Origin of the sequence: Flavobacterium sp., assembly GCF_004295795.1 — a bacterium.
Lineage (GTDB): Bacteria > Bacteroidota > Bacteroidia > Flavobacteriales > Flavobacteriaceae > Flavobacterium.
Window position 1 is genome coordinate 1 of sequence record NZ_SEBR01000032.1, and the last position, 26,886, is coordinate 26,886.

Genomic DNA, 26,886 nt, shown 5'->3' on the forward strand with positions numbered 1-26,886 from the left:
GCGAGTTCCTTTAATTCCCGAATTTGCAAGGCTGTCAGGTCGCCAAAATCGGTCGTGCCGCGAGCCTTTTTGTTACTTTTGCGGCGAGGCAAAAGTAAGCCCCGCTGGCAGGCGACGAAATAAAATCAAAGCCAGCGACGGCGCAGCCGGCGAAAAACACCAAACGAGCGCAGCTCGTTCTCTGCGGCTCGAGAGTGAGCTAACTTTCCGGCTTAACAGGAAATTGTAGAGAGAAAATATCTTCGGGCAAAAAGAAATAGCCCGGATGACGGCAACTAGCCTTTCACAGAAAAAACCAACTTTTTCTTAGGTTGCGACAGCGACCGAAGGAAGCTCATTGCAACCTATAGAAAAACCGGATTTTTTAAAGAAAGCTAGTGCCCGGCAGCCGGAAAAGCTCCCAAACAAACCAAACAAAAAAACAAATGTGTTTAGGAAAACCAATCCGCAAAGCGCGTTAAAAACGAAATTTTAGGTGTGCAAATTGGCACACAAAATCCAAAAAGTTACTTTATCTTTGCCCCTCAACTAAACGAAAATCCTGCAACGATGGAATATTTAGATTTTGAGCTTCCGATCAAGGAACTCGAAGACCAGCTTGACAAATGCCAGGTTATCGGCCAGGAATCGAACGTCGACGTGACCGATACCTGCAAACAGATCGAAAAGAAACTCGAGGAGACCAAAAAGAAGATATACAAGAATTTGACGGCTTGGCAGCGCGTGCAATTGTCGCGCCACCCGAACCGTCCTTATACGATGGATTACGTTCGCGCTTTGTGTGGCGACACTTTCCTGGAGTTGTTCGGCGACCGTTCTTTCAAGGACGACAAGGCGATGATTGGCGGATTGGGAAAAATCGGCGGTCAGTCCTTCATGATCATCGGACAACAGAAAGGCTACAATACCAAGACGCGTCAGTACCGCAATTTCGGTATGGCGAATCCCGAAGGGTATCGCAAGGCTTTGCGCTTGATGAAAATGGCCGAGAAATTCGGGATTCCCGTGGTTTCGTTTATCGATACGCCGGGTGCTTATCCTGGCTTGGAAGCCGAAGAACGCGGACAAGGCGAGGCGATCGCGCGCAACATTTTCGAGATGTGCCGATTGAAAACGCCCGTGATCGCGGTGATCGTTGGTGAAGGCGCATCTGGTGGCGCACTCGGAATCGGCGTCGGGGACAAGGTTTTCATGATGGAAAATACTTGGTACTCGGTGATTTCGCCGGAATCGTGTTCTTCGATCTTGTGGAAAAGCTGGGATTTCAAAGAACAGGCGGCCGAGGCTTTGAAGCTGACGTCATCTGACATGAAAAGACAGAAACTCGTCGACGACGTGATCCCGGAACCACTCGGAGGCGCACATTTCGACCGCGAAACCGCTTTCAAGAACGTGCAGGAATATATTCTGAAAGGCTTTAACGAGCTCAAGGACTTATCAACAGAGAAGTTGGTGGCCAGAAGAATGGACAAATACAGTAAAATGGGCGAATTCAAGGAATAAGACCTTCCAAAACCATATTGAATCCGAAGCCCGTGGTTTCGGATTTTTTTTGCCTTATAAACAATTATAAAAACTTTTAAACAGTTTTGTCGTTATAACTCTGGTAACGATTTTTTGAGAATTAGTTTACTTTCGCCTCATGGAAAATTTCAGGAGTATAAGCCCCGTAAAGGTCGACAAATCGGCCATCATCAGCCTTGAGAAAGGGAAGTTGCCGCCACAGGCAACCGATCTTGAGGAAGCGGTGTTGGGCGCGATGATGATCGACAAGAAAGGTGTGGACGAGGTCATCGACATCCTGGCTCCGGACGCGTTTTACAAAGACGCCCACAAGCACATTTTCGAAGCCATTTTCCAATTGTTCACAGATTCCCAACCCATCGACTTGCTTACGGTTTCGGCCCAACTCAAAAAGAGTGCGAAACTCGAATTGGCGGGCGGTGATTTTTATCTGATACAGCTTACGCAGAAGATTTCTTCTTCGGCACATATCGAATTCCACTCCAGGATCATTCTGCAGAAATTCATCCAACGCAGTCTTATCCGCATTTCTGCCGAACTCATCGAGGAATGTTACGACGAGACGAGCGACGTTTTCGACTTGCTTGACAAGGCCGAATCGCGTTTGTACGAAGTGACGCAGGGCAACATCAAACGTTCATCCGAAACCGCCCAGAGTTTGGTTTTGCAAGCCAAAAAGCGAATCGAGGAAATCGCCGGACGCGAAGGTTTGTCCGGAGTCGCCACAGGTTTTGACAAACTCGACGAAATCACGTCAGGTTGGCAACCGAGTGACTTGATCATCATTGCGGCACGTCCGGGTATGGGTAAGACGGCTTTCGTACTTTCGATGGCGCGAAACATGGCGATCCAGTACAATCAGGCCGTGGCTTTCTTCTCGCTCGAGATGTCGTCGGTACAGTTGATCACGCGTCTGATTTCTTCCGAGACCGGACTTTCATCTGAAAAACTGCGTACGGGAAAACTCGAGAAACACGAGTGGGAACAATTGTCCACGAAAGTGAAAGATCTGGAAAAAGCGCCTTTGTACATCGACGACACACCTTCGCTTTCGATTTTCGATTTGCGTGCCAAGTGCCGTCGTCTGGCGTCCCAATATGGCATAAGACTTATCGTGATCGATTACCTTCAGCTTATGACGGCCGGCGGATCGGGCAAAGGCGGCGGAAACCGCGAACAAGAAATCTCGACGATCTCGCGTAACCTGAAAGCCTTGGCCAAAGAATTAAACGTTCCGGTGATTGCGCTTTCGCAGTTGTCGCGTGCCGTTGAAACGCGTGGTTCGAGCAAGCGACCGTTGCTTTCCGACCTTCGTGAATCCGGGGCGATCGAGCAGGATGCCGACATCGTGTCGTTCATCTACCGTCCGGAATACTACAAAATCGAGGAATGGGACGATGACGAACATTCACCAACCGACGGTCAAGCCGAATTCATCATTGCCAAACACCGTAACGGATCGCTGGAAAACATCCGACTCAAATTCATCGGACATCTCGGTAAATTCGACAATCTCGAAGATTACGGAAGCGGTTTTGGCGAATTCTCATCCAAAATGAACGAGGATATGCCGTTCGCTCCCAAGAGTTTTCCATCGGCGAACGAAGCTTTCGGCAGTAGTTCGAATGCTTTTGACGACAGCGACGTTCCTTTTTGAGACTTGCAAGCCGAGAATTCAAAAGTACGGTTGATTTCGTATTTTGGACGCATGGTAAGCTGTAATCCATTCAGGAATATGAAGTTCCGATTGATGTTTCTCATTTTGGCGGTTTTTTTGTCGTGTAAGACGAGCAGTCCGAAGTTGTTTTATGGACTTGACGAATTCAGGCTATCGGAAGCTGAAATCTTTGTTTCGGGAATACAAAAGCAACCTAAAATCGTTGAAATTTCCATTGTCGACACAAGACGTGACAAGAACGAATTCCGTGTGAACGGACAAGCTGTTTTCAACGACACGATCCAAATCGACCAACCGAATGCCTACAGCTATCGCAAGCGGGCGAAAGAAATCGCAGTTGACGAAAATGAACTTCATCAAATCCTTAAGAATTTTGACGCGATGAAAGTATCCGAATTCAAACGCGAGTCCCGATTCTACTTATTTCCCGTCCAAAACTATGCGATGTCGCCTCAACTTGGCTATTTGTTTCTACTCGAGGGAAACGCCAAGGTCGGCGACACCTTGGAGGCAAAAAGTGTAATCGGCGACAAAATTGTGCTGAAAAAAGCACTTCAAGAAAATTGGTTCGAGTACACCAGCCTCTAATTTTACAACTGACTTTAGTTTCACTTGCGAGTCATGTGCTTCGCGTTTTGCGGTCGGATGCACAGCGCGTCCAAAGCAAAACGCGTCTAAAAAACCCTATCTTTACAAAATGATGTTTTTGAGGAAAATCTTTGTGACGTTGTTTTTGGTCGTATCGGCACTTGCCAACGCCAATTTCATCTTGCTGCCAATGGACGAATCCGGACAGCAAAATCACCTGAAAGCTTACGGAATCACGTATTGGGCGCTTGACAAACAGTACAAGGCGAGTTGGCTTTTGAATTATCGCGGCGGATCGTTTCTGTTGCCCGACGCTCCCGATATCCGGAAAGAATGCCAGATTCGAGGCGTGAGTTTCGAGGTTTTGTCTGACGGACAAGCCAATGCCATTCTCGACGAAATCTCGAGTCCATCTCAAAATATGGAAACCGTCGTGCTCGAAAAAGCTCCTAAAATCGCGGTCTATACGCCGAAAGGCAAAAAACCTTGGGACGACGCGGTGACTTTGGTCCTGAAATATGCCGAAATCCCATACGCCGAAATTTACGACGAAGAAGTGATGTCAGACCAACTGATCCTGTACGATTGGCTGCACTTGCACCACGAGGATTTCACCGGACAATACGGCAAGTTCTACGGAATGTACCGAAACGCGCCATGGTATATAGAGGAAAAAAAGAACTCCGAAGCGTTGGCCAAAAAGCTTGGTTTCGACAAAGTTTCCCAGGAAAAACTCGCGGTTTCCAAGAAAATCCGCGACTTCGTGATTGGCGGCGGATTCATGTTCGCTATGTGTTCGGCCACCGACAGCTTCGACATCGCGCTTTCTGCCGAAGGCGTCGACATTTGCGAACCGATGTTCGACGGAGACGCGAGCGATCCGAATTACCAATCCAGACTCGAATATTCGCGCAGTTTTGCCTTCAAGAACTTCACTTTGGAAAGACGACCTGAACGCTACGAATTTTCCGATATCGACATGACCGAAAAACGACGCATCCCGTTCGAAAAAGACTATTTCACGTTGATGGACTTCTCAGCGAAATGGGACGTGATCCCGTCGATGTTGTGCCAAAATCACACGTCGCTTGTCAAAGGCTTCATGGGGCAAACCACGTCTTTCGAACGCGAATTGATCAAGTCGAACGTGCTCGTTTTGGGCGAGTGCCAAATCAACGGCGAAGCGCGCTACATCCACGGGCAAAAAGGCAAAGGCATGTTCACGTTTTACGGAGGACACGATCCCGAAGACTACCAACACCGAGTAGGCGACGAACCCACCGTACTCGATTTGCACCCGAATTCTCCGGGTTATCGCTTGATTCTCAACAACGTTTTGTTTCCGGCGGCGCGAAAAAAGAAGCAGAAGACATAATTTCCGGAGTACTTTAGAACTTTCACACTCAAGTATTTCAATGGCGGCAAATTCCGGCTGACCCACTGCAAGTCCTCGCGCAAACCGCCATTTTGCAAAGCCACAAAACGAGCTTCCGTTGGTCGCTGTTTTGCGTCGGCAAAATTGGCGGTTTGCCGCTGTGGGCTTTCCGCTTGCATCCGGGCCGCGAAATCGGCTCCATCGAAAATAGGAGTGAAGCGCGAGTTAGAAAGCATACATGACTTTTTTGGCAAATTCAGCACGAAACTTATTTCGGAAAAATGGCGATTCCACGTCAATTTCGCGAACAGTCGTCTGCGCGAAGCAAATGGTTAATATTGACCTAAAAAGCTACGCGCGACAACGTGAAAATCGCTAACTTCTAAAGTCAATCCAAAAATCCACGCTATGGAAGAGCTGTTTTATTACGCGTTTTTGTACCTCATAGGATTGGTGGTTTCGGTGCTTATCTTACGCGCCGTGCTCTCGATCAACGCCATGTTGCGCTATTTCAGATCACAGACAATCTTGCTTGGTAAAATTGCCGAAAAGCAAGGCATTCCCGAAACCGAAGTCGAACAGCTTTTGGTTCAGGCCGGAATTTTTGACGCGAACCGAAGGAAATCGCAAGCCAATTCCCGAAGTTCAAATAAGAGCATCTGATTCGTCGCGACCTGCGCGGGAATTTGATCGGTTTGCTGCGCTCGGTGCATCGGGTTTACGCTCCTAAAAAAAATCGCCCGGGAAAACCCGAGCGACCAATTATTCATTATTAATTATTCATTACTAATTATTCATTAGCAATTATTTGTTGTTGTCGATCACATAATCAAGCACTTTCTGCATCAAATGCACGCGATCGCGGCCGACGACGTTGTGCTTGTGCATCGGATAAGCAAAGAAATCGACCTGTTTTTGCGCCTCGACAAACTTTTTGACCAAAGCGAAATTCTGTTGCATCACGACAACATCGTCGCTCGTTCCGTGAATCAAAAGCAGTTTTCCTTTCAAGTCCTTGACGTAATTGAGCGTGCTGGCTTCGTCGAAACCTTTTTGGTTTTCGGCTGGCGTATCCATGTAGCGCTCGCCGTACATAACCTCGTAGAATTTCCAGTCGGTAACCGGACCGCCCGCGACGCCAACCTTGAAGACATCGGGCTTGCGCAACATAAGCGAAGTTGTCATAAAACCGCCAAAACTCCAACCGTGAACGGCAACGCGATCCGCGTCGACGTAAGGCAATGTTTTGAGGTAATTCACGCCCGCGATCTGGTCGTCCATTTCGTTTACGCCAACTTTTCTGTGGATCACGCTTTCGAAGGCGACACCGCGATTGTCCGAGCCGCGTCCGTCGACGGTGAATACGAGATAACCCTGTTCGGCCATCCAGAACATCCACAAATTGGCTCCGTCGAGGTAGGAATTCGTGACCAATTGCGCGTGCGGTCCGCCGTAAACGTAGACCAAAACCGGATATTTTTTGTTAGGGTCGAAGTTGCTTGGTTTGATCAGGCGCGAGTACAAATCGGTCTTTCCGTCGGCAGATTTGATGGTTTTCACTTCCGATTTACCAATGACAAAATCCTTGTATTTGTCAGTACTTTCAATCAAAGTCGTCGCTTTTCCGGATTTGTTCCAAAGCAAGGATTTGCCCGGAGTCGAATGGTTTGAGAACTCGTCGAAAATAAAATTCCCGTCGGTCGAGATCGAAACGTTGTGCACGCCTTCGTCCTTCGTGAGCAAAGTCTGTTTGCCTTTCAGATCGACTTTATATGCCAGCATGTTCGTCGGATTCGGGCCTGTCGCCTTGAAATAAAATTCGGTTCCGGCGGGATTCGCGCCAAAGATTTCTCTGGCCATGAACTTGTTCGAAGTGAGTTTTTTGATGAGTTTTCCTTCGATGGAATAATAGTAGAAATTGTTGAAGCCGTCGGTTTCGGTTTCCCAGACGAAGTTGTTCGATTTATCCGATGGGAAAAATGCCGCGTGTTCGGGCTCGGTCCAAGCCTCGGATTTTTCTTCGATCAAAGTGCGCACGAAAGCACCCGATCTGGCATCATACAAATTCAGATGCATGTTGTTTTGGGCGCGGTTCACTTCTGCGATAAGCACGAATTTCTCATCCGGAGTCCACGAAACGTTCGTCAGATAATCGTCAGGAGCGCCTTTTGGGGAAACGAAAACTGATTTTCCCGAAGCAAGATCGTAAATCCCGACTTTCGGTTTCTCGCTTTTCTGGCCGGCCATCGGATACTTGATGTTGACCAATTTTCCCGGTGTTTCGTTGATGTCGAGCAATGGGTAATCGGCGACTTCGGTTTCATCTTTTTGGTAAAACGCGAGCAGATTTCCGTTCGGCGACCAAAAAATGCCGCCCGAAATCCCAAATTCGCTTCGGGCCACAAATGTTCCCGATACGATATTTTTGTCGGTGTTGTTCGTCACTGCTTTGGTCTGTCCGTCTTTCCAGATGAAAAGATTGTTTTCCTGAGTGAACGCGATACCGTTTTTGGCCTCGTTCCAGGTTGCGTTGTCGGCTTCGGCGGGAATTTCCCCAATAAGTTTTCCCGCTTTGGTCTTGACGTTGTATTCGTAATATTTGTTTGCGGATGTAAGCACGAAAGTGTCCGAATCCTTGAAAGAAATGCCAGCAAACGACTTGAATTCCGCCGCGACGGCCTTGTTGAGATCGCTCAAAGTCACGAGTTCGGTTGCCGATTGGTTTGTGGCCGATGCAGTCATGAGCTTGCGCGCGCCATCGGCAAAAAAAACGTAATTGTTCGTTTTCGGAATCCACTGGAAACCGCGCATTCCGTCGGCGCGAAATTGTCCGTATTGCTGCAGGACGCTTTGTTCCAATGTGATTTGTTTCGTTTGCGCCGATGCCGAAATGGCGACAAAAAGGCTGATTGCCAAGGTTATTTTTCTGATCATTTTTGTGTAGTTGGATTGCAAATGTAGGGATTTGGGAATTGGTCGGGATATTTCCGGATTTGTTACGTCCCGAATTCAAATCGATTCCGTCGCTGCTTAATTCATCTGAACAACAATTTGCCACAGGTTGCCAAGTTCAGTCGATTAGGGTAAAAAGGATTCGTGTATTCGTGGCCGAAAATACTTTAATGGATTATTCAACTTCAACGATTCGGTTAAAAAAATTCGCGAATTCGCGGCAAAAAATAGCGTCCTAATTCGCCCAAAAAAAAGCCACGAATTCACGAATAATCCAAAAGGAAAATCGTGAATCCATGGCTGAAAATCTTTAACGGAAGTCGGAACTACAAATGCCCTTCCTCGTTTTCCTTATCCAAATATTCCTGGACAATGTCGATCGCGTTCGTGACGACATCGCTCAAAGCGGTGATGAACGTACCTTCCTCGGCCGAATTGATCGCGTGCTTGATCGCTTCTACTTCCTTGGAAATGATCTCGTAAGTCACGTTTCTTCCCGATTCGGAAATGCCGGCAAGAATCAGGTCGACGATTTCCTGTTCGGTTCTTCCGCGCAGGTATTTTTCCTGACGGATGATGATGTGGTCGAACATTCTCGCGGCGATTTTGGCACATTCGCGAATGTCTTCGTCACGTCTGTCGCCAACTCCGGCGATGATTCCGATTTTCTTGTTCGCCTCGACACTTTGCAAATAATCCTCGACACCTAGATAGCCGGCCGGATTGTGGGCAAAATCGATCAGGACCTTGAATCGCTTGAAATCGAAAATATTCATTCTTCCCGGCGTTTGTGCCACACTCGGAATAAAGGTCTGGAGCGACAAACTGATGTCGTCGGTTTTGAATCCGTAAAGGTAAGAGGCCAAAGTCGCGGCCAACGCGTTCGCGATCATGAATTTGGCCTTTCCGCCAAGTGTCAACGGCACGTGAGTTGCGCGCTCAATGCGGATTTTCCATTCCCCGCGTTTTACAGTGATGAACCCATTTTCGTAAACAGCGACGATTTTTCCTTCCTTGCTTAGGCGTTTTGCTGTCGGATGTTCTTCGTCCATAGCGAAATAGGCAATGTTGCACGACAGTTCTTTCGCGATTTTCATGCAGTGTTCGTCCTCGGCATTCAATATCGCCCAACCTTCTTTGTTGACGCTTCTCACGACTGTCGCTTTCACGCGCGCAAGATCGTCAAGCGTATGAATGTCGGAAAGTCCCAAATGGTCTTCTTGGATATTCGTGATTATGGCGATGTCGCATCGGCTGAAACCAAGTCCGGAGCGAAGAATTCCGCCGCGCGCTGTTTCCAGGACCGCAAATTCGACAGTTGGATCTTTCAAGATGTATTCGGCAGAAAGCGGCCCGGTCGTATCGCCTTTTTCCATCATGTGGTTTTGGACGTAAATCCCGTCCGAAGTCGTGAAACCGACGCGGAAACCGTTGTTTTTGACGATATGCGCCAAAAGACGCGTCGTGGTCGTTTTTCCGTTTGTTCCCGTTACCGCGATAATCGGGATTCTGCTAGGTTTTCCCGGCGGATAGAGCATGTCAATTACAGGCGCGGCAACGTTTCTAGGCAAACCTTCGCTCGGCGCCAAGTGCATCCTGAAACCTGGCGCAGCGTTGACTTCGAGAATACAGCCGCCATTTTCTTTCAAGGGTTGCGTGAGGTTTTCGGCCATGATGTCGATTCCGCACACGTCAAGTCCGATGATTCGCGAAATGCGTTCGGCCAAAAAGATGTTTTCGGGATGCATCATGTCGGTTACATCGATCGAAGTTCCGCCTGTGGAAAGGTTTGCCGTCGATTTCAGATACACGATTTCTCCGTTTTTCGGAACGGTTTCAAGCGTATATTCCAACTTCGAAAGCAAATCTTCGGTATCTCTGTCGACGGAAATTTCGGTCAGCACATTTTCGTGTCCGTAACCGCGACGCGGATCTTTGTTGGTTTCGTCGATCAAGGTTTGAATCGAATCGGCTCCGTTTCCAACCACGTGAGCCGGAACGCGTTTTGCCGCCGCAACGAGTTTGTTGTCGATCACCAAAACCCGGAAATCGAATCCCGTGACGAATTTTTCGACGATCACGCGTCTGCCGTAAGTTTGGGCGAATGCCAATCCGGCAACGGCGTCTTCCCAGGTTTTTACATTGATCGATGCGCCTTTTCCGTGATTGCCCGCAAGTGGTTTAAGCACGATCGGATACCCGATTTTTTGGATTGTTTCGGCCAAACCTTCCTCGTCTACGCAAATGCTTCCGCTTGCCACCGGAACGGAATTGTTGCCAAGCATGCGTTTCGTCTCTTCCTTGTTACAAGCGATGTCGACGGCAATATTCGAGGTTTTGCAAGTGATCGTGGCCTGAAAACGCATCTGGTTCACGCCGTAACCAAGTTGTACCAACGAATTCGTTCCGAGGCGAATCCACGGAATGTCGCGTGCCACGGCTTCCTCGACGATACTTCCCGTAGACGGTCCGAGGCGGTCGCGTTCGCGGATCTCGCGCATTTTCCGGATGTCGGCTTCCAGGTCGTATTCTTCGTCGGCTATCAAAGCTTCGGCAATTCTCACGGCGCTTTCGGCAGCGAACAAGCCTACATTTTCTTCGGTATAACTAAAAACGACGTTGTACGTTCCTGGCGTTTTGGTTTCGCGTGTGCGCCCAAAACCGGTTTCCATTCCCGCAAGCGTCTGGATTTCGAGCGCGATGTGTTCGATCACGTGTCCCATCCAAGTGCCTCGTTCGATTCTCGAGAAGAATCCGCCTGGCGTGCCTTCAGAACAGCGATGGTCATATAAGGAAGGAAGCAATTTCTCGATTCTTTCGCGGAAACCCGGAATCTTGTTCGTGGGTTTTTCCTCCATGTCTTCAAGGTCGAGACGCATCTGAATAAGCTTCTTGCGCTGCACGCTCCAAATGTTCGGACCTCGTAACGCCTGTATTTTCAGGATTTTCATTGGTTTGGTTTTATTAAAATTCTGTTTGTGGATGTTTGGAATTTGAGTAAAAATCACATGATTTTCGTTAAATCCGTGAAAGCATTTGCCTAAAATAGAAGATTTTGATAACGGAACAAAATTATTTACGTGTTAAAGGCGCGTATTTTCGGGCGTTTCCGCATCCGATAGGAAAATGCTTCCAAAAGAGACCCTAAATGTGAACAGGCAACTTGCTTTCAATCAGATTCTTAAAAACTAAAACCTGACATTTCACACTTTAAAATCGGGGCGTTTTGGCTTTTATTCCTACTTTTACGACCTCCAAGTTTATCGGAATACAATGGAAATCAAAGGAAAACTCATCATCATAGGCGGTGCCGTCGACAAAGGTAGTTTCACTGAGAACGATATCGACGTCAACGCCAGCAAGAATATCAACTTTTTTGAGACCGGAATTCTCAAGCGCATCCTGAACGAATCCAAGCAAAAGGAAAACTCGAGGATCGAGATCGTCACGACAGCTTCCAAAATCCCGAAAATCATCGGTCCGGAATACGTGAAAGCCTGGGATTACCTCGGAGCCAAGAACGTGGGCGTGCTTTATCTGGAAAAACGCGAACAAGCGTCCGATCCTGAAACGCTCGAAAGAGTAAAGAATGCCGATGTGGTGATGTTCACCGGAGGCGATCAACTGCGACTGACCTCGATTTTGGGAGGAACGCCGTTTCATGATCTGTTGCTGGAAAAATACCACAACGAAGATTTTATCTACGCAGGAACGTCTGCCGGAGCTGCGGCCGCATCGAATTCGATGATTTACCAAGGAAGCAGTTCGGAGGCTTTGCTCAAAGGCGAGGTCAAGATCACTTCGGGACTCGGATTCATCGACGGCGTGATCATCGACACGCATTTCGTGCAACGCGGACGCATCGGTCGCCTGTTTCAGGCCGTTGTCGGAAACCCGAAAGTTCTGGGAATCGGACTGGGCGAGGACACCGGACTTTTGATCACGAACGGAAAAGAGATGGAAGCGATCGGTTCCGGACTCGTGATTTTGGTCGACGGACGTGAAGTCAAAGACACGAATCTAACCCAAGTCGAACTCGGACAGCCTATTTCCATCAGTCATTTGGTGACGCACGTCATGAGCAAGTACGACACTTTCGACCTCAAGACTTACAAAATGGAAATCCAGTCTTCACAATATGCCGAAGATCTCGGAATTCCGACAGATTAATTATTAGTTAATAATTATGAATTAATAATTAATAGTTGATCGTATGAAAATCATTATCCACGGAGGTTTTTTCTCCGAATCTTCTACCAATAACGAAACGAAAGTCGCCAAACAGCAGGCTTTGAAGCACATCGCGATGCAATCGTTCCAGTTCCTAAAACACCATTCGGCACTTGAAACGGTCGTGCACGCGGTTTCTTTGCTCGAAGACGACGAATTGTTCAACGCCGGAATCGGTTCCCAAATCCAATCGGACGGGAAAATCCGAATGAGCGCGGCAATCATGGACGGAGATTCCAAGAAAATGAGCGGCGTGATCAATGTCGAGAACGTCAAAAATCCGGTTCAGGTCGCGCAGATGTTGCTCGATTCGGACGACAAGGTTTTGGGCGGAGAAGGCGCGACGTCATTTGCGAGAAAGCTCGGTTTTGAGGAATTTTCTACCGAAATCCCACAGCGAAGAGCCGAATACGAAGCCAAAAAGGCACCAACGGGAACCGGAACAGTCGGTTGTGTCGCATTGGATCAGCATGGGAAAATCGCGGTAGCGACTTCCACGGGCGGAAAAGGTTTCGAGATTCCGGGACGCATTTCGGATTCTGCCACGGTCGCCGGAAATTACGCGAGCGAAAACTGTGGCGTGAGTTGCACCGGAGTAGGTGAGGACATCGTTTCGGGAGCGGTCGCAGCCAAGATCGTAACCCGCGTCAACGACGGATTTTCACTCAAGGACGCTTTTGCCAAAACCTTCGAAGAACTCAAGCCTTTCAACGGTTTCGCGGGTGCGATCGCCATTGACAAACAAGGAAATGTCTTTCATCAGCACTCGCATCCCAAAATGGTTTTCGCGTCTTTTGATGGCGAAAATATCGTTGTTTTCGACTGATGCAATTTTGTTGATATCAAGAGCATAGATCATTTTTAGAAAGTCTGTTATGGGAATTTCAAGATGGAAGGTTTCAATTCCCATTTCGATAAATTAACAATTTCTACAGATTTTCTGTAACCGACGCATCGTCCAAATTCCGATCTTACCTTCAGGGAAGGGGCGAATGTATCCCTACAAAAATTTTCGACGACTCCTTTACAGAAAATCTGTAAAAAATGTTAAACGTAGGTTCAACATCGTCCAATCTGCAACTGCCACTGCCACCGCTACTGCCACTGCCACCGCCCGCGCCGCCGCTATCCTCCACGCAAAGTCTCCGAAGCAAAAATCGAGTTTATTTATCGCGCCTTTAACGCATTCCCGCTTCGTCATTGCCTAACTTTAAGCAAGTAACCTAGAGACGAAACAAATGAGCAAAAAAGTAGCCGACCAGATCGTCGAGATGTTGGTCGCCAACGACGTGAGACGCATTTACGCCTTGGCCGGCGATTCCCTGAACGATCTGAACGACGCCATCCGCCGCGATGGCCGAATAAAATGGATTCACGTCCGGCACGAGGAAGTCGCAGCTTATGCGGCCGCCGCCGAAGCGGAACTCGACGGATTCGCGGTCTGCGCCGGAAGTTGCGGTCCGGGACACGTGCATCTGATAAACGGTCTTTATGACGCGCACCGCTCTGGCGTGCCGCTTTTGGCTATTGCGTCCACGATCCACACTGCCGAAATGGGCGTAGACTACTTCCAAAGCACCAATACTTACAGACTTTTCGACGATTGCAGTTATTACAACGAACTCGCGACTTCGGCTGTCCAGGCTCCGAGAATGTTGCAAACCGCGATCCAACATGCGCTTTCCCTAAAAGGCGTGGCCGTCTTCGGATTGCCGGGCGATGTGGCCGGAATGCCCGCTGTAGAAAGCGCTACGGCGATGCAGAATTTCAGGACAAGAGTCGAATCGCGTCCACATGACGAAGATTTGTCCGAACTGGCCGATCGTTTGAACGCCGCCAAAAAAGTCACGATTTTCTGCGGACTCGGAGCGGTCGAGGCTCGCGACCAGGTCATTGAACTTGCGTCCAGGCTAAAAGCTCCGATCGGATATTCGTTCCGAGCCAAAATGGGAATGCATTACGACAATCCTTACGATGTCGGCATGACCGGATTGCTTGGCGTTCCGTCGGCATTTCACGCTATGCACGAAGCCGATCTCGTGCTTTTGCTGGGAACCGATTTTCCGTACGAAAATTTCATGCCCGAAAAAGCGACCATCATCCAAATTGACGAAAAACCCGAAAGACTTGGCAGACGCGCCAAACTGGCGATGGGTTTGCACGGCAAAATCGGCACGACGGTCTCGGCCTTGCTTCCGCTGATTGAAGCAAAAGCTGACGCGGGTTTTCTCGAAAGCCAGCGCGAATTCTATGAAAAAGTCAAGAAGAATCAACTCACGTACGTTAACGACAACGGTCAAAAAGATGCGATTAGTCCAGAATTTGTAGCCCACACGATAAATGAATTGGCGTCCGACAGCGCGATTTTCACTGTAGATACCGGAATGTCCTGCGTTTGGGGCGCGCGTTATCTCGACGGAAGTCCAAATCGACATTTGCTTGGTTCATTCAACCACGGTTCGATGGCAAATGCGATGCCTATGGCGATCGGTGCACAACTCGCACATCCCGAAAAGCAAGTGATAGCGTTTTGCGGAGACGGCGGACTTTCGATGCTGCTAGGCGATTTGGCGACAATTCACCAATACCAGCTTCCCATCAAGATCGTCGTTTTCAACAACCGCTCGCTCGGAATGGTCAAACTCGAAATGGACGTGGCCGGACTTCCGGGCAACGAAGTCGAAATGGTGAATCCGGATTTTGCGCTTGTTGCCCAAGCCATGGGGTTTATCGGCTTGACCGTGACCGAACCTGGAGCGCTTCGCCCGACTTTGGAAAGAGCCTTCGCCGAAAAAGGCCCGATATTGATCAATGTGCTGACGAATCCGGAATCGCTGGCCATGCCGCCGAAACTCGAATTCGACCAAGTAAAAGGCTACGCGGTGGCGATGACCAAACTCATTTTGGGTGGACGCATGGACGAAGTTCTCGATATGGTAAAGTCGAATTACAAACACCTCGGAGAATACTTGTGATTAATTAACAATTAGTAACTAATAATTAATAATTGTTCGTTGTGTTTGCGATGTCTTAAATCAAAAAAGCCACCTTGGAAATAAGGTGGCTTTTTTTGTTGTGTGCTTCAGAAATCGGTTGAAACGGTGACGTCTTTCCAGCTTTCGAGTTCATCGATCACTGATTTGGCTTTGTCGTTCGCGAGTTTGTAGGCGTCGCTTCCCAAGAACAAATGCACAGGCGGATTGTCGGCATAAACGGTGTCGATGATGACTTTCGCGCCTTTCAACGGATCGCCGTTCTGGTTCAGATTGATCTCGTTCTGGTGCACGTTTTGGCTTTCACGCGTCGATTCGTAGTCGGCGATCTCGTTTTTTGGAGTGATCAGCGAACCCGAATTAAGGAAATTCGTCCTGAAATATCCGGGCAAAACCGCGGTCGCGTTGATGTTGAACGCCTTGACTTCCATGGCGAGCGCTTCTGTAAATCCGATTACCGCAAATTTGGTCGCGCAATAGATTCCGAAACCGGGAAAGTCGCCCAAATATCCGCCGATTGATGAAATGTTGAAAATATGTCCGGAACGCTGTTTGCGCATTTGTGGCAAGCCTTGGCGGATCACGTTCAGCGATCCGAACACATTGATTTCAAAGTTCTGACGCGTTTCCTCGTCTGACAATTCTTCCACCGAACCAACCAATCCGTAACCGGCGTTGTTGATGATCACATCGAGGCTTCCGAATTTTTCAATTGTCGAATCGATGGCTTTTTTTACGTCAGATTCGTCGTTCAATTGCATTTGCAAAGCCAGGAAATTCTCGTGTTCGCCGATGATTTCCGACAGTTCTTTTTTGTTGCGGCTCGTCGCGGCCACGTTCTCGTTCTTGGCCAGAAGTTGGCGTACGAGTTCCAGTCCGAAGCCTTTTGAAGCTCCGGTGATAAACCAGGTTTTTTTCATTATATGTGACTTGAATGTTAGGTCAGCTTCCGGATTCGGAGTGACTTTTGTGATTTTTTAAAGTCTGGCAAAGTGTTCCAGTACTGATTTTTTATAAACCTCAAAGGTTTTTAAAACCTTTGAGGTTTGCAGACAGAATGAAAATCAAGATTCCAGATAGTCCGTAGACTTGGAAGTGATTTTCCATTCCTTGATGTTCTCGACGATCGCCTCGGTTTTTTCCCAAGCGCGTTTTACGGCGTCGCTTCCGATGAACAGACGAACCGGCGGATTCGGGTTTTCGGCCAAATCGATAAACACGTCGGCAGCCAAATCCGGATTTCCCGTCTGTTTTCCGTCAATTGATAAAAGTCTGTCGTGATAGGTGCGAACGGCGGTGTATTCCGGCATCTTATTTTCGGACAAGATCACCGAAGACGGTTTTAGGAATTCTGTTCTGAATCCGCCCGGCATCACGACTGTAGCTTTTACTCCGAATTCTTTCACGTCCAAAGCCAGCACTTCGGTCAGTCCGATGATCGCCGCTTTTGCCGCCGCATAAGCCGCCCAGCCCGTTCCGCCGTCGAATCCTGCTATGGACGAAATGTTGATGATGTGTCCCGAGCCTTGTTTGCGAAGTTGCGGCATCACGGCGCGAATCACGTTTATTGTGCCGAAAATGTTGACATCGAACGCCTTTTGGATTTCGGTATTCGTAAGTTCTTCGAGACTTCCACCGATTCCGTAGCCTGCGTTGTTTACGATCACATCTATGCGTCCGAAGTTCCCGATCGCTTTTTCGACCGCGCTTTTCACGCTGTTTTCGTCTGACAGATCGACTGCCAGTGCGAGAAAATTGTCTGTGCGCCCGACCGCTTTTTGCAATTCCTCCGCATCTCGTGAGGTTGCCGCGACTTTGTAGCCGTGGCCAAGCAATTTGCCGATGAGCGAAAGTCCGAGTCCTTTTGATCCGCCGGTGACGAACCAAACCTTTGATTGATGTTCCTGTGTCATAATGTGTGAGATTATGAAACAAAAGTACGTCGCAACCAAACCCGATAGTTAGCTCAGTTCAAACTATAAATTGCAAAATTCAAACATTCCGGAAAACGGTCGGTGTTTGGGACGTGTGTTTGCGGAAAAAGTTGTTGAAATGCGACGATTCCTCGAAGCCCAAGCTGTATCCGATTTCGGAAATGTTCCAGTTCGTATGCCGGAGCAAAGCCTTGGCTTCGGTAGTCAAACGTTCGGCTATCAAAGTCGTCGTAGTCTTTCCCGTGGTCGACTTGATCGCGCGGTTCAAATGGTTCACATGCACGGATAATTGATCGGCATAATCGTTGGCGGAACGCATCGTAAGCCGTTGCGCCGGGTTGTCGATAGGAAACTGCCGTTCAAGAAGTTCCATAAAAACAGAAGTGATGCGTGAATTGGCATCCGGATGTTTGTAAAGCGTTTCGGTCGGTTGGCGTTTCATCGCAAAATGCGCCAATTCAAACACATAATTGCGAATCAGATCGTGTTTGTAAGCATAGTCTGATTTTATTTCAGCCAACATTTTGGCAAAAATCGCCTCAACTTCGCCGTCTTCTTCCGGCGACAATTGATATCCGGGTTTCCCGATCGGTGAGAACATTGCCCAATCCGACAGGTTTCCGCGCACCTTTTCTTTAAAGAAAGCATCTGTAAAAATGCAGAATACGCCTTCCTTCCGCTCGTCCAATGGCTCAAAAGTATAAGGCACTTGCGGATTGAAAAACATCAGGGTCGACCCGTCAATGTCGATGCTTTTGTCTGCATAATGATAGCGGTTGTTGCCGCGAACGAGCGCGATCTTGTAGAAATCACGTCGGTTGTAATGCACCGTCACCTGGCCGTTCTGATAACAATCCTCGGTTCGGAATACGTTGAAATGCCCAACGCCTTGCTGGTAATCGTCGGGAAGCCCGTTGAATTTGTGACGGTAAAAATCCTCTATTGTCTCTGCTGGTTTCATTTTGCTAAGTTATGAAATTCAAACAAAAGTTGATTTTCTATTTTTAGTAGGAGCATTTTCCGGCTGTCCCTTGCAATCTTTTGAGGCCGGCGCTGTCGTTGCAACCGCGGCAAGGAGCTTCCTTCGGTCGCTCTCGCCGCGAGCAACGACAAAGCGCCGGCCCGCAAAAGGATTTCCACTTACATCCGGGCTAGGGCCTTGGAGTGGTGAGATGGAATCTGCCTTAAATCAACAATCCGCCAGAAACCTCGATTCTTTGGGCGTTCACCCACTTCGAAGCATCCGAACAAAGGAAAGCCACGACGCCGCCAATGTCATCCGGCAACCCGACGCGTCCCAAAGCCGTCATGTTCGAGAGTTGGTCGTTGAGCTCTTTGGTGTCGCGCACGCGTCCGCCTCCAAAATCTGTTTCTATCGGACCTGGAGCCACGACGTTTGCACGAATTTTTCGACCGCCGAGTTCTTTGGCAATGTAGCGCGTCATGACTTCGACACCGCCTTTCATGGCAGCATAAGCCGATGAGCCGGGAAAGCTGAAGCGCGCCAATCCTGAGGAAATGTTCACGATTCCACCGCCGTCATTGAGTAACCCGAGTGACTTTTGCGTCAAAAAATACGCCGATTTAAGGTGAATGTCGAACATCTCGGTAAATTGTTCTTCCGTTGTTTCGGCAAACGGCGTGTAACTTCCGGTTCCAGCATTGTTTATAAGGTAGTCGAATTTGTCTGTACCGAATTTGGCTTTCAGCACAGAGGAAACTTCATCGAAGAAAGAGGCGAAAGTGTCGCTTTTGGCCACATTGAGTTGTAATGCCGTAGCTGTTTTTCCCATTGACTCGATTTCCGATACGACTTTTTGGGCTTCGTCTTTATTCGAATTGTAGGTCAGGATCACATTTAGGCCGTTGTTAGCCAGAGCGATCGCCATATTTCTTCCGAGGCCGCGGCTGCCGCCGGTTACCAAAGCTATCTTTTGTGTTGACATGTTCTTTTGTTTTAGAATTATTGTACAAAATTAGGGCTGCGATCTGATTCAAAAATGGTGTAGACGTCAGAATTTCGTTTTGTAAAGTCTTGTTCCAAACCACGATTTGTGGTCACTCCAAATCCTAGCCCGGATGGAAGCGGTTAGCCCACAGGGCTGAAACCTAGTTTTTGTTGGCGCATCTCAGCGACCGTAGGAAGCTCGCGAGGCGACTTACAAAATCTTGGTTTCAGGCCGAGGACTAAAAGCAAACAGCCGGAAAATGCTGCAAAAAATCAGCCCAAATGCTTCTTTCGGAACTGCAACGGTGTCTGTCCGATCATTCCTTTGAAGAATTTCACGAAGTTGGTGGGTTCGTCCCAAGCGAAACGCGTGCTGATCTCGCCCACCGACATATCGGTTTCTACCAGAAGGCGCGAGGCTTCGGCTGCAATTGCCGTTTCCATGAATTCGCATGGCGATTTGCCCGTCGTCTCTTTTAGCGTGTTGGTCAAGTGGCGCTTGTTGATAAACAACTTTTCGGCGTATCGGCTCGTGGTCATTCTGAAATCGGCCTTTCCGGCAAACAATTCCGCGAGATGATTTTCGTAGATCTTGAGGAAATCTGCCGTGATCTCATCTTTTCTCGACGAGGGTTTCTTAGGAATGTCAACTGTTTGCATCATAGTCAAATTTAAGTAAAAAGGAAAAGCCATCAGCAGGACGACTCTCCATCAATATGTTGAAGTTTCGTTAAGAAACGAGCCATCCCGAAGCGATCGCGATGCGGTTCCAAGCGTTTATGGTTATCATCATGACAATCGCATCCGCAATGTATTTGTCGTCGAAATGTTCGCGCAATTCTGCATACGTTTCGTCAGTGACGTGTTTCTCCGAAATTCGGGTAACTTCCTCGGTCAAGGCCAATAGCGCTTTTCTTCGGATGTGTAAATGTCGGTTTCTTTCCACACGTTCAATAAATACAGGCGTTGTTCGGTTTCTGCGTTCTTGCGCGCGTGGGCCGTGTGCATGTCGATACGTTTTTAAGGATACGACAAAGTTGCGTCGACTGATTTTTAAAAACCTGAAGTACTTCAAGAAACGATTTATGGTCAAAATCGTGATTTATGCTATCGGCTTCGTTTGCAGAAACGAGAGTCGAAAGTCGGTAATCGAAACCTACCGAAAATCGCCATGTTGGTACTCACCGTCAAACCTTTCCCGCGCGGATCTTGCTCAAAAACTCTGCCGAGAAATCGAGATAACTCGCCAACATATACTGCGGGACGCGTTGCACGAACTCCGGAAATTGGTCGTTCATGTTGTGATAGCGTTCTTCTGCCGACATAGAGAACAAATACTTGATCCGCTTTTGGGCCGCGCCAACAGCTTTTTGGTAACACAATCTGAAATACCTTTCGAGCTTGGGCACTTTTTCCAGAATAGCTTCAAGGTCTTTTTTATGGATCGCGATGACCTCGGAATTCTCTACTGCCTGGATGTAAAATTCGCCTGGCATTTCATTGTGAAAGGACAAATAATCTGACAGCCACCAGTTTTCGATCATGAACTGGTGCGTCTGCTCGTTTCCCTTTTCCGTAATCACGTACAGGCGAAGACAACCTTTCAAGATAAAAAACAACCTGTCACAAACGTGGCCGGCTTTAATCAGATGTTCCTTTTTCTTTGGCTTCAAGCTCGTAAGTCCCGACAGCAGGATTTCGGTTTCCTGTTCGTCGAGACTTACGAATTTGGCAATATGATCGAGTAAGGCCTGCATTTCGCAAATATAGACCAACGCGTCGAAACTAACCGTTTGTAAACGTTTACTGTCGGATATAAACGTTTACTGTCGTTTACAAACGGATAACCATTTTGCCTCGAGTGCGTCCGGAAGCAATGCTGTCGTGGGCTTTCGGCAAATCTTCGAAGCTGAAAATCTGGGAAACTTGAGGTTTGATTTTTCCCGATTCCAACCATTCTGCTATTTGTCTCATGTCTTTTCCACTGCTTTCTACCATGTGGAAGCCGAGTTTTACATCGCGTTTTTGGAGTGTTGCGGTCAACTCGTCAAGGCTTGCTCCCGACGGCAAAGTGTAAATCGTTCCGCCGTCCCGAACAGTGCGTGACAATTTTTCGAGGTTTTCGCCCGAAAGTGAATCGAGGGCAAAGTCGAATCCGCTTGCGTTTTCAAAAGATGTTTTGCTGTAGTCGATTATGTGATCCGCGCCAAGCGATTTGACGAAATCTACATTCTTTGTCGACGTAATTCCCGTGACTTCAGCGCCAAGGATCTTGGCGATCTGGACAGCAAAATGCCCGACACCGCCCGCAGCTGCCTGAAGAATCACATTGTCTCCGGATTTTACGTTCGAAGCGAGAATCTGGTAAGCTGTCAAAGCCGCAAGTGTCGCTGCCGCCGCTTCTTCGAAAGAAACGTTTTTCGGTTTCAATGCTATTTGATCGGCCGGAGCGGCTACGAATTCCGCATAGGCGTTACCGATTCCGGGAAAATTCACCATTCCGAAGACTTCATCGCCCACTTTGAAATCGGAAACATTTTCGCCTATAGTTTCTACGATTCCAGAAATGTCCCAACCGAGAATAAGCGGCAATTTGTCTTTGAAACGTCCGAAAATTCCTTTGCCTGCTCTTGATTTATCGTCGACAGGGTTTAGCGAAATGGCTTTCGTCCTGATCAGGACCTCGTTCTCTTTTGGTTGCGGTTTTTCGACATCGGATAATTTCAGCTGCGTAATGTCACCGGGTTCGAATAAAAGATATGCTTTCATGATTTAAACTATAAAAATTATAGCAACAAAAGTATTTATAGTTTTCTACCTTTGCAATAACTATCCAAAAGGATAGGTTGAAAAAAATGACGATCGATTGTAAAAATGAGCAGTATGTGATTGATGGAAAGCAGTTTCCGTGCAGCACGAGCATCACGATGGAGTTTATCGGTGGCAAGTATAAAACCGTGATTCTGTTCCATTTGAGAAACGGGGCTTTGCGTTACAACGAACTCAGGAAGTTCATGCCTGTCGTTACCGAACGCACTTTGAGCCTGCAACTGAAGCAACTGGAAGAAGATGGTTTGCTGAAACGGACGGTCTACACACAAAAACCGCCTCTGAAAGTGGAATATGAGTTGACCGATTTTGGAAAAACGTTGATTCCGATGCTGGAAATCATCGCGAAATGGGGAAGGGACGTAGCTTCCGAAAAAGCCAAAGTCGTTCCGGTCAGGATTTGAGTTTGTCGATTTCGGCTTTTAACGCCAAGGCCGCGTGATGTACCGAAACCAGCCAATCTTCGGCTGCGGCTCCGTCGGCTCCGTCCGAAATATACTTGAGACACAGGAAAGGAATGTTTTCTTTTTGCGCGATCAAAGCCAAAGGATAGGCTTCCATGTCAATAACGTTGTATTCGGTGTTGACGTGAGCTATCTCGAACGCGTCGCCCGTTCCGCAAACGCCTTGTGACAAGTTTTCGATAGAAATTCCGTAGTCAAGAATCGGATTTATTCCAGAAAATGGCGTCTCGAATTTCTTGTAGCCCAAAGCTTGCACGTCCATGTCGCGCTGGATGAATCTGGTACAATTTATCACGCTCCCTCTTGCGAATTCGGTGCTTCCGGCCGATCCGAGGTTGACGATGACACTAGGTTTTTCGACCTCAAGACGCTTCATCAAATTATACGTCGAGAGCACTTTCCCGATTCCGACAAAAGTGTTGTTACAATCTTCGAAAGCCGATGCCGCCTCGATTTCCAGAGCGAAAACGAAAAGTGGATTTTGGGATAACAGGTTTTTGAGCATGTGCAAATTTACCACAAAAAAAGCCCGACATTTCTGCCGGGCAATCCAAATATTGAGTTGAGAATGGATTTAGAAACCTAGTCCAACGGCGAATCCATTCACCGATGAAGGGAAATTCGCCACGGCAGTAGCTGCTCCCGTGGTCAAATTGATCGAGTAAATTTTGGCCGTCGTTCCTACCGTGAGTATTGCGTAGCCTGTGTTCGAGGCACCTCCGATATCGAATCCGTTGTTTTCCATCACGTCGATTCCCAAACCTCCAACTGAGGCAAGCGTTCCGTTGTTTGGCGGATCTTGTTTGTAGAGCATGTCGGTAGTAGAGTCGATGTCGTATAGAACCGTCGAGGCCGTTCCCGGATAGTTGTTCGTGTAAGCAGCAGCTGTCACGTTAGGTGTTCCCGGATTAAGGGCGCCATCGGCTGCGACCAAAACGCCGTCAGTTGGGTGAACGCGTAGGTTTTGTCCTGTGTCGCTCACGATTCTGATTCTGTCCACGAATGGGTTGAAGTCGAATCCGAAGTCTGTTCCTTCAAGCGTCGCGACCGGTCCGCTTCCTACCATTGCCGCCGCTCCGGTTGCCGTATTCAGCACATAAATTCTTCCGGTGCTTCCCAGCGCATAAAGTTGTCCTGTCGCCGGACGCATATCGATCCCGACTACGCTTTCTCCGGCTTGAAGATTGGTAATCGCTTTGGTAACTGGCGTTCCCGGATCCAAGAAATTGAAAGTGTGGAGATTGTTTGCGGCATCAACGGCATATCCGACAGGATTCGTTGGAATTGCGATTCCGATGATTGACGTGGACAACATGCCCAAATCTGTAGCTTTTCCGGTGGAGAGATTGATTTGGTAAAGGTGATCCATTCCGTCTGTGGTAAGGTTTGCCAAGGCGATGTTTCCGTTGGCCGAGATATCGAAACCGCCGTCAGCAGAAGTCGTTCCCGTAACTTCAAGGCTTCCGACCGAAGTCAAAACCCCGTCATTTGGCGGGTCTTGTTTGTGCAAAGTCCCGGTGGCATAATCCAAAACGAAAAGTTCTGTAGAAGAAGCGCCCGAAGTGCTGTTGGTGTAAGCCGCCGCACCTACGCTTGGCGTTCCCGGATTCAAATCGCCGTCCTCGGCAGCAAGCGCGCCGGTTTCAGGGTGAAGTCTCAGGTTTTGTCCGCTTGACGTTACGACGCGAATTCTGTCGACTGTCGGGTTGAAGTCGAATCCTACCATCGTCCCGTCAAGAGCCGGAGCAAAAGCGGTTGTTCCTATGACCGTGGCCGCTCCGCTGGTAGTGTTGATGACGTAAAGGCGATTGGCCGAAGTTATTCCGTAAAGTTGCCCAGTTCCCGGACGAAAATCGATGGCGCGAAGATTTTCCCCAGATTGCAAACCCGTAACCGGAGTCGTGCTGATCACGCTTGTGGAATTGTTGGCGTTGTACTTTACCAAGCTGTTGCCAGAAGTTAGGCCGTAAAACTCGAGATTGGGTTTTTCCGTTCCCGGATTGTTCGGATTGTTGCCATCGTCGTCGTTGTTACAACTCGTAAAGGTCGCCGCGAGCGCACTCAGGCAAACCAGTGATCGAAGAATTTTTTTCATGATTGTTGCTGTGTTTGTGTTAATGATTTATTTGGTTGAATGTACGAGCAACGTTCGGCCTTGGTTTTACAGAATTTAAAGATTATACACTTTTTTAAGTTAATTGCTGAATTTCTAATGTTGTTTTAATGTTGGATTGTCGGTTTGTGAGAAATTCCGAAGTCTTGGTCGAATTTCCGTTTCGCGACTTCCGGGGAACCATTTGAGAAAGCCCCAAAGTTTTGCCGTTCTATACATCTTGTCTATTTCGGATTGGTTTTGGGCGAAGCTGAAAGTCCGGAATAGCGAGGCGATTTTTTATTCCGACGGGGATTTTTTGATCGTAATCCCGTTTTGCGTTAGGGCGTAAGGCGTTAGCTTTTTGAGGGCGGCGAAGCAAGCCCGATAAAACTAAAGACTGAAGACCGGCGCCGCACGGATTTGTTTGGAAATTGGGCTTGATCGGCGCAACGCCATACAATTAATAATTCTTAATTAATAATTATTAATTATTTAAGCAGTCGCGTTTCGTACAGATCAAGTCTGCGGTCTTTCATGATGCGCACCGAGCCGTAGTGGTGCAATTCGTCCAGCAGCGAAAGGTCTACGTCGGCGATCAGCATCATTTCGGTGTTTGGCGTGGTCTCGGCCTTGATTCCATTGGTCGGGAACTGGAAATCGGATGGCGTAAAAACCGCCGATTGCGCGAACTGGATGTCCATATTGTTGACTTTTGGAAGATTTCCGACGCAGCCCGCAATTGCGACAAAACACTCGTTTTCGATCGCTCTTGCCTGAGCGCAATGACGCACGCGCGTGTAACCGTTTTGGGTGTCGGTCAAAAACGGGACGAAAAGGATTTGCATGCCTTGTTGGGCGTAAAGTCGGGACAGTTCAGGGAATTCTACGTCGTAGCAAATCAGGATCCCGACTTTTCCGCAGTCGGTATCGAAGACTTCCACCTTGTCGCCGCCAACCATCGCGTAATATTTGTGCTCGTTGGGCGTGATGTGGATTTTCCTGAATTCGTCTACTTTTCCGGTGCGATGGCACAGATAAGAGACGTTGTAAAGTTTTCCGTCATCGAGCAACGGCATGCTTCCCGTGATGATGTTGACGTTATACGAAAGTGAATATTCGTGCATTTTTTGCTTGATCTCGGCTGTTTTTTCGGCCAATTTCCGCATGGCTTCCGTCTCGGGCAAGTGGTTGTAAGGTTCGAGTAAAGGCGTGTTGAAAAGTTCGGGAAACAGGATAAAGTCAGATTGGTAACCGCTTACTGCGTCGATGAAAAAACGCACCTGTTCGTAGAATGTCTCCATGTCCGGAAACAAACGCATTTGCCATTGCACCAAGCCCAACCTGATTTTCATGGACGATCGCGCAGAAGCGTGAATGCCTTGATAATAGATGTTGTTCCACTCGATCAATGTCGCGAATTCCTTAGATTCGTGGTCGCCGGGAAGATAATTCTGAAGGACTTTCCGCACGTGGAAATCGTTCACCATCTGGAAAGTGAGCGTCGAGTCATAAATTTCCTTGTTGCGGACTTTGTCTATGTATTGGCGTGGCGAAAGTGTTTCGGAATATTGGTGATAGCCCGGAATGCGGCCGCCAGCGATGATGCTCTTGAGATTGAGATTCTCGCAGAGTTGTTTTCTGGCTTCGTACAAACGTCGGCCCAAGCGCAACCCGCGAAATTCCGGGTGCACGAAAATCTCGATTCCGTACAAAGTATCGCCTTTCGGATCGTGCGTCGAGAACGAATAGTCGCCCGTAATCAACCTATAGGTGTGTTTGTCACCGAATTCATCGTAGTCGACGATTATCGACAGCGCGCAAGCCACTACTTTGTCGTCTACCGCGATGCAAAGCTGGCCTTCGGGAAAGAGTTTGAGCAGGCGTCCGATGCTGGCTTCGCTCCAAACCTGTCCGCCCAAAGTGTCGTAAGCCTCGCGCATGGAATCGGCCAAATCCTGGTAATCGTCTGTTGTCAGATTTCGTATATCAATGTTCATGAAGTCTTGTTTTCTTAGTTTTTCAGAATTTACGCAAATAGGAACGAATGGCCGAATTTGGTGGGAAGTTTAGCGTTTTATTTGGAAAAATTCAGGTTTAAAATTCCAAATTCCATCCCGATAGCTATCGTGACCAAATTCCAAATTCCAAATTCCAACTCGACGCGCCGCGCTTCGCCCATGCTCTTAGCTTTAGGCCAACCTGCAAGGTTTTTCAACCTTGTAAGGTTCGTGTTACGCTTGACCTGCAAGGTTTTTCGTTTTACACGGGATTTTGAA

The 26,886-nt window shown here is 48.1% G+C and carries 22 protein-coding genes; 9 read left to right on the plus strand and 13 right to left on the minus strand.

Going from position 1 to position 26,886, the window contains the following annotated elements:
• Window positions 1-549 precede the first annotated feature (549 nt).
• The 5 genes from EOO49_RS17950 to EOO49_RS17970 all read left to right on the plus strand — a co-directional run bounded on the left by EOO49_RS17950 (window position 550) and on the right by EOO49_RS17970 (window position 5,828).
• A complete protein-coding gene (locus EOO49_RS17950) occupies window positions 550-1,503 on the plus strand; it encodes an acetyl-CoA carboxylase carboxyltransferase subunit alpha (RefSeq protein WP_290848236.1) in 954 nt (317 codons plus the stop codon).
• Between the two features lie 139 nt (window positions 1,504-1,642).
• Entirely contained in the window at window positions 1,643-3,181 is a 1,539-nt protein-coding gene (gene dnaB, locus EOO49_RS17955) for a replicative DNA helicase (RefSeq protein ID WP_290848238.1), read from the plus strand.
• A gap of 93 nt (window positions 3,182-3,274) precedes the next feature.
• A complete protein-coding gene (locus EOO49_RS17960; RefSeq protein WP_290848240.1) occupies window positions 3,275-3,790 on the plus strand; it encodes a hypothetical protein in 516 nt (171 codons plus the stop codon).
• A gap of 112 nt (window positions 3,791-3,902) precedes the next feature.
• Window positions 3,903-5,165, plus strand: a complete 1,263-nt coding sequence (locus EOO49_RS17965; protein WP_290848288.1) for an asparagine synthetase B — start codon at window positions 3,903-3,905, stop codon at window positions 5,163-5,165.
• A 408-nt stretch (window positions 5,166-5,573) separates the two neighbouring features.
• Entirely contained in the window at window positions 5,574-5,828 is a 255-nt protein-coding gene (locus tag EOO49_RS17970) for a hypothetical protein (protein ID WP_290848243.1), read from the plus strand.
• 141 nt (window positions 5,829-5,969) lie between these two features.
• Here the strand turns inward: EOO49_RS17970 and EOO49_RS17975 are convergent, their stop codons facing one another.
• Together EOO49_RS17975 and cphA are read right to left on the minus strand one after the other, a co-directional pair.
• Window positions 5,970-8,099: a DPP IV N-terminal domain-containing protein gene (locus tag EOO49_RS17975; RefSeq protein ID WP_290848245.1), complete on the minus strand. Its 2,130-nt coding sequence runs from the start codon at window positions 8,097-8,099 to the stop codon at window positions 5,970-5,972.
• A 344-nt stretch (window positions 8,100-8,443) separates the two neighbouring features.
• Window positions 8,444-11,068 (minus strand): cyanophycin synthetase, encoded by a 2,625-nt coding sequence (cphA, locus tag EOO49_RS17980; protein WP_290848247.1) that lies wholly within the window; start codon window positions 11,066-11,068, stop codon window positions 8,444-8,446.
• A gap of 322 nt (window positions 11,069-11,390) precedes the next feature.
• Between cphA and EOO49_RS17985 the strand changes: the two genes are divergently transcribed.
• The 3 genes from EOO49_RS17985 (at window position 11,391) to EOO49_RS17995 (ending at window position 15,322) form a co-directional block, all read left to right on the plus strand.
• Window positions 11,391-12,287 (plus strand): cyanophycinase, encoded by an 897-nt coding sequence (locus tag EOO49_RS17985; RefSeq protein ID WP_290848249.1) that lies wholly within the window; start codon window positions 11,391-11,393, stop codon window positions 12,285-12,287.
• A gap of 43 nt (window positions 12,288-12,330) precedes the next feature.
• Window positions 12,331-13,173 (plus strand): isoaspartyl peptidase/L-asparaginase, encoded by an 843-nt coding sequence (locus EOO49_RS17990; protein WP_290848251.1) that lies wholly within the window; start codon window positions 12,331-12,333, stop codon window positions 13,171-13,173.
• Window positions 13,174-13,585: 412 nt separating this feature from the next.
• Window positions 13,586-15,322, plus strand: a complete 1,737-nt coding sequence (locus EOO49_RS17995) for a thiamine pyrophosphate-dependent enzyme (RefSeq protein ID WP_290848253.1) — start codon at window positions 13,586-13,588, stop codon at window positions 15,320-15,322.
• Window positions 15,323-15,429: 107 nt separating this feature from the next.
• Here the strand turns inward: EOO49_RS17995 and EOO49_RS18000 are convergent, their stop codons facing one another.
• From EOO49_RS18000 to EOO49_RS18035, 8 genes are all read right to left on the minus strand, one after another.
• Window positions 15,430-16,260: an SDR family NAD(P)-dependent oxidoreductase gene (locus EOO49_RS18000; RefSeq protein ID WP_290848255.1), complete on the minus strand. Its 831-nt coding sequence runs from the start codon at window positions 16,258-16,260 to the stop codon at window positions 15,430-15,432.
• Between the two features lie 144 nt (window positions 16,261-16,404).
• Window positions 16,405-17,253 carry an SDR family oxidoreductase gene (locus tag EOO49_RS18005; RefSeq protein ID WP_290848257.1) on the minus strand — a complete coding sequence of 283 codons (849 nt, stop codon included), beginning with the start codon at window positions 17,251-17,253 and terminating at the stop codon, window positions 16,405-16,407.
• A 79-nt stretch (window positions 17,254-17,332) separates the two neighbouring features.
• Window positions 17,333-18,235, minus strand: a complete 903-nt coding sequence (locus EOO49_RS18010; protein ID WP_290848259.1) for an AraC family transcriptional regulator — start codon at window positions 18,233-18,235, stop codon at window positions 17,333-17,335.
• A gap of 223 nt (window positions 18,236-18,458) precedes the next feature.
• Window positions 18,459-19,220 carry an SDR family oxidoreductase gene (locus tag EOO49_RS18015; RefSeq protein WP_290848261.1) on the minus strand — a complete coding sequence of 254 codons (762 nt, stop codon included), beginning with the start codon at window positions 19,218-19,220 and terminating at the stop codon, window positions 18,459-18,461.
• A gap of 275 nt (window positions 19,221-19,495) precedes the next feature.
• Window positions 19,496-19,885 carry an AraC family transcriptional regulator gene (locus tag EOO49_RS18020; protein WP_290848262.1) on the minus strand — a complete coding sequence of 130 codons (390 nt, stop codon included), beginning with the start codon at window positions 19,883-19,885 and terminating at the stop codon, window positions 19,496-19,498.
• 67 nt (window positions 19,886-19,952) lie between these two features.
• Window positions 19,953-20,120, minus strand: a complete 168-nt coding sequence (locus EOO49_RS18025; RefSeq protein WP_290848264.1) for a hypothetical protein — start codon at window positions 20,118-20,120, stop codon at window positions 19,953-19,955.
• Between the two features lie 289 nt (window positions 20,121-20,409).
• A complete protein-coding gene (locus tag EOO49_RS18030; RefSeq protein WP_290848266.1) occupies window positions 20,410-20,979 on the minus strand; it encodes a Crp/Fnr family transcriptional regulator in 570 nt (189 codons plus the stop codon).
• Between the two features lie 76 nt (window positions 20,980-21,055).
• Entirely contained in the window at window positions 21,056-21,991 is a 936-nt protein-coding gene (locus EOO49_RS18035) for an NADP-dependent oxidoreductase (protein ID WP_290848268.1), read from the minus strand.
• 86 nt (window positions 21,992-22,077) lie between these two features.
• Between EOO49_RS18035 and EOO49_RS18040 the strand changes: the two genes are divergently transcribed.
• On the plus strand, window positions 22,078-22,455 hold the full coding sequence (locus tag EOO49_RS18040) for a helix-turn-helix domain-containing protein (protein WP_290848270.1): 378 nt from the start codon (window positions 22,078-22,080) through the stop codon (window positions 22,453-22,455).
• Here EOO49_RS18040 and EOO49_RS18045 read toward each other — a convergent pair.
• The 3 genes from EOO49_RS18045 to EOO49_RS18055 all read right to left on the minus strand — a co-directional run bounded on the left by EOO49_RS18045 (window position 22,445) and on the right by EOO49_RS18055 (window position 26,607).
• Window positions 22,445-23,020 carry a nucleosidase gene (locus tag EOO49_RS18045; protein WP_290848272.1) on the minus strand — a complete coding sequence of 192 codons (576 nt, stop codon included), beginning with the start codon at window positions 23,018-23,020 and terminating at the stop codon, window positions 22,445-22,447. The genes EOO49_RS18040 and EOO49_RS18045 overlap by 11 nt on opposite strands.
• A 69-nt stretch (window positions 23,021-23,089) precedes the next feature.
• On the minus strand, window positions 23,090-24,610 hold the full coding sequence (locus EOO49_RS18050) for a DUF4394 domain-containing protein (protein ID WP_290848274.1): 1,521 nt from the start codon (window positions 24,608-24,610) through the stop codon (window positions 23,090-23,092).
• A gap of 488 nt (window positions 24,611-25,098) precedes the next feature.
• Entirely contained in the window at window positions 25,099-26,607 is a 1,509-nt protein-coding gene (locus EOO49_RS18055; RefSeq protein WP_290848275.1) for a bifunctional GNAT family N-acetyltransferase/carbon-nitrogen hydrolase family protein, read from the minus strand.
• Window positions 26,608-26,886: the final 279 nt, after the last annotated feature.

Bases quoted from the DNA above. Each gene is read 5' to 3' on its own strand.
- EOO49_RS17950 (WP_290848236.1), top strand. From the start codon at position 550: ATGGAATATTTAGATTTTGAGCTTCCGATCAAGGAACTCGAAGACCAG.
- dnaB (WP_290848238.1), top strand. From the start codon at position 1,643: ATGGAAAATTTCAGGAGTATAAGCCCCGTAAAGGTCGACAAATCGGCC.
- EOO49_RS17960 (WP_290848240.1), top strand. From the start codon at position 3,275: ATGTTTCTCATTTTGGCGGTTTTTTTGTCGTGTAAGACGAGCAGTCCG.
- EOO49_RS17965 (WP_290848288.1), top strand. From the start codon at position 3,903: ATGTTTTTGAGGAAAATCTTTGTGACGTTGTTTTTGGTCGTATCGGCA.
- EOO49_RS17970 (WP_290848243.1), top strand. From the start codon at position 5,574: ATGGAAGAGCTGTTTTATTACGCGTTTTTGTACCTCATAGGATTGGTG.
- EOO49_RS17975 (WP_290848245.1), bottom strand. From the start codon at position 8,099: ATGATCAGAAAAATAACCTTGGCAATCAGCCTTTTTGTCGCCATTTCG.
- cphA (WP_290848247.1), bottom strand. From the start codon at position 11,068: ATGAAAATCCTGAAAATACAGGCGTTACGAGGTCCGAACATTTGGAGC.
- EOO49_RS17985 (WP_290848249.1), top strand. From the start codon at position 11,391: ATGGAAATCAAAGGAAAACTCATCATCATAGGCGGTGCCGTCGACAAA.
- EOO49_RS17990 (WP_290848251.1), top strand. From the start codon at position 12,331: ATGAAAATCATTATCCACGGAGGTTTTTTCTCCGAATCTTCTACCAAT.
- EOO49_RS17995 (WP_290848253.1), top strand. From the start codon at position 13,586: ATGAGCAAAAAAGTAGCCGACCAGATCGTCGAGATGTTGGTCGCCAAC.
- EOO49_RS18000 (WP_290848255.1), bottom strand. From the start codon at position 16,260: ATGAAAAAAACCTGGTTTATCACCGGAGCTTCAAAAGGCTTCGGACTG.
- EOO49_RS18005 (WP_290848257.1), bottom strand. From the start codon at position 17,253: ATGACACAGGAACATCAATCAAAGGTTTGGTTCGTCACCGGCGGATCA.
- EOO49_RS18010 (WP_290848259.1), bottom strand. From the start codon at position 18,235: ATGAAACCAGCAGAGACAATAGAGGATTTTTACCGTCACAAATTCAAC.
- EOO49_RS18015 (WP_290848261.1), bottom strand. From the start codon at position 19,220: ATGTCAACACAAAAGATAGCTTTGGTAACCGGCGGCAGCCGCGGCCTC.
- EOO49_RS18020 (WP_290848262.1), bottom strand. From the start codon at position 19,885: ATGATGCAAACAGTTGACATTCCTAAGAAACCCTCGTCGAGAAAAGAT.
- EOO49_RS18030 (WP_290848266.1), bottom strand. From the start codon at position 20,979: ATGCAGGCCTTACTCGATCATATTGCCAAATTCGTAAGTCTCGACGAA.
- EOO49_RS18035 (WP_290848268.1), bottom strand. From the start codon at position 21,991: ATGAAAGCATATCTTTTATTCGAACCCGGTGACATTACGCAGCTGAAA.
- EOO49_RS18040 (WP_290848270.1), top strand. From the start codon at position 22,078: ATGACGATCGATTGTAAAAATGAGCAGTATGTGATTGATGGAAAGCAG.
- EOO49_RS18045 (WP_290848272.1), bottom strand. From the start codon at position 23,020: ATGCTCAAAAACCTGTTATCCCAAAATCCACTTTTCGTTTTCGCTCTG.
- EOO49_RS18050 (WP_290848274.1), bottom strand. From the start codon at position 24,610: ATGAAAAAAATTCTTCGATCACTGGTTTGCCTGAGTGCGCTCGCGGCG.
- EOO49_RS18055 (WP_290848275.1), bottom strand. From the start codon at position 26,607: ATGAACATTGATATACGAAATCTGACAACAGACGATTACCAGGATTTG.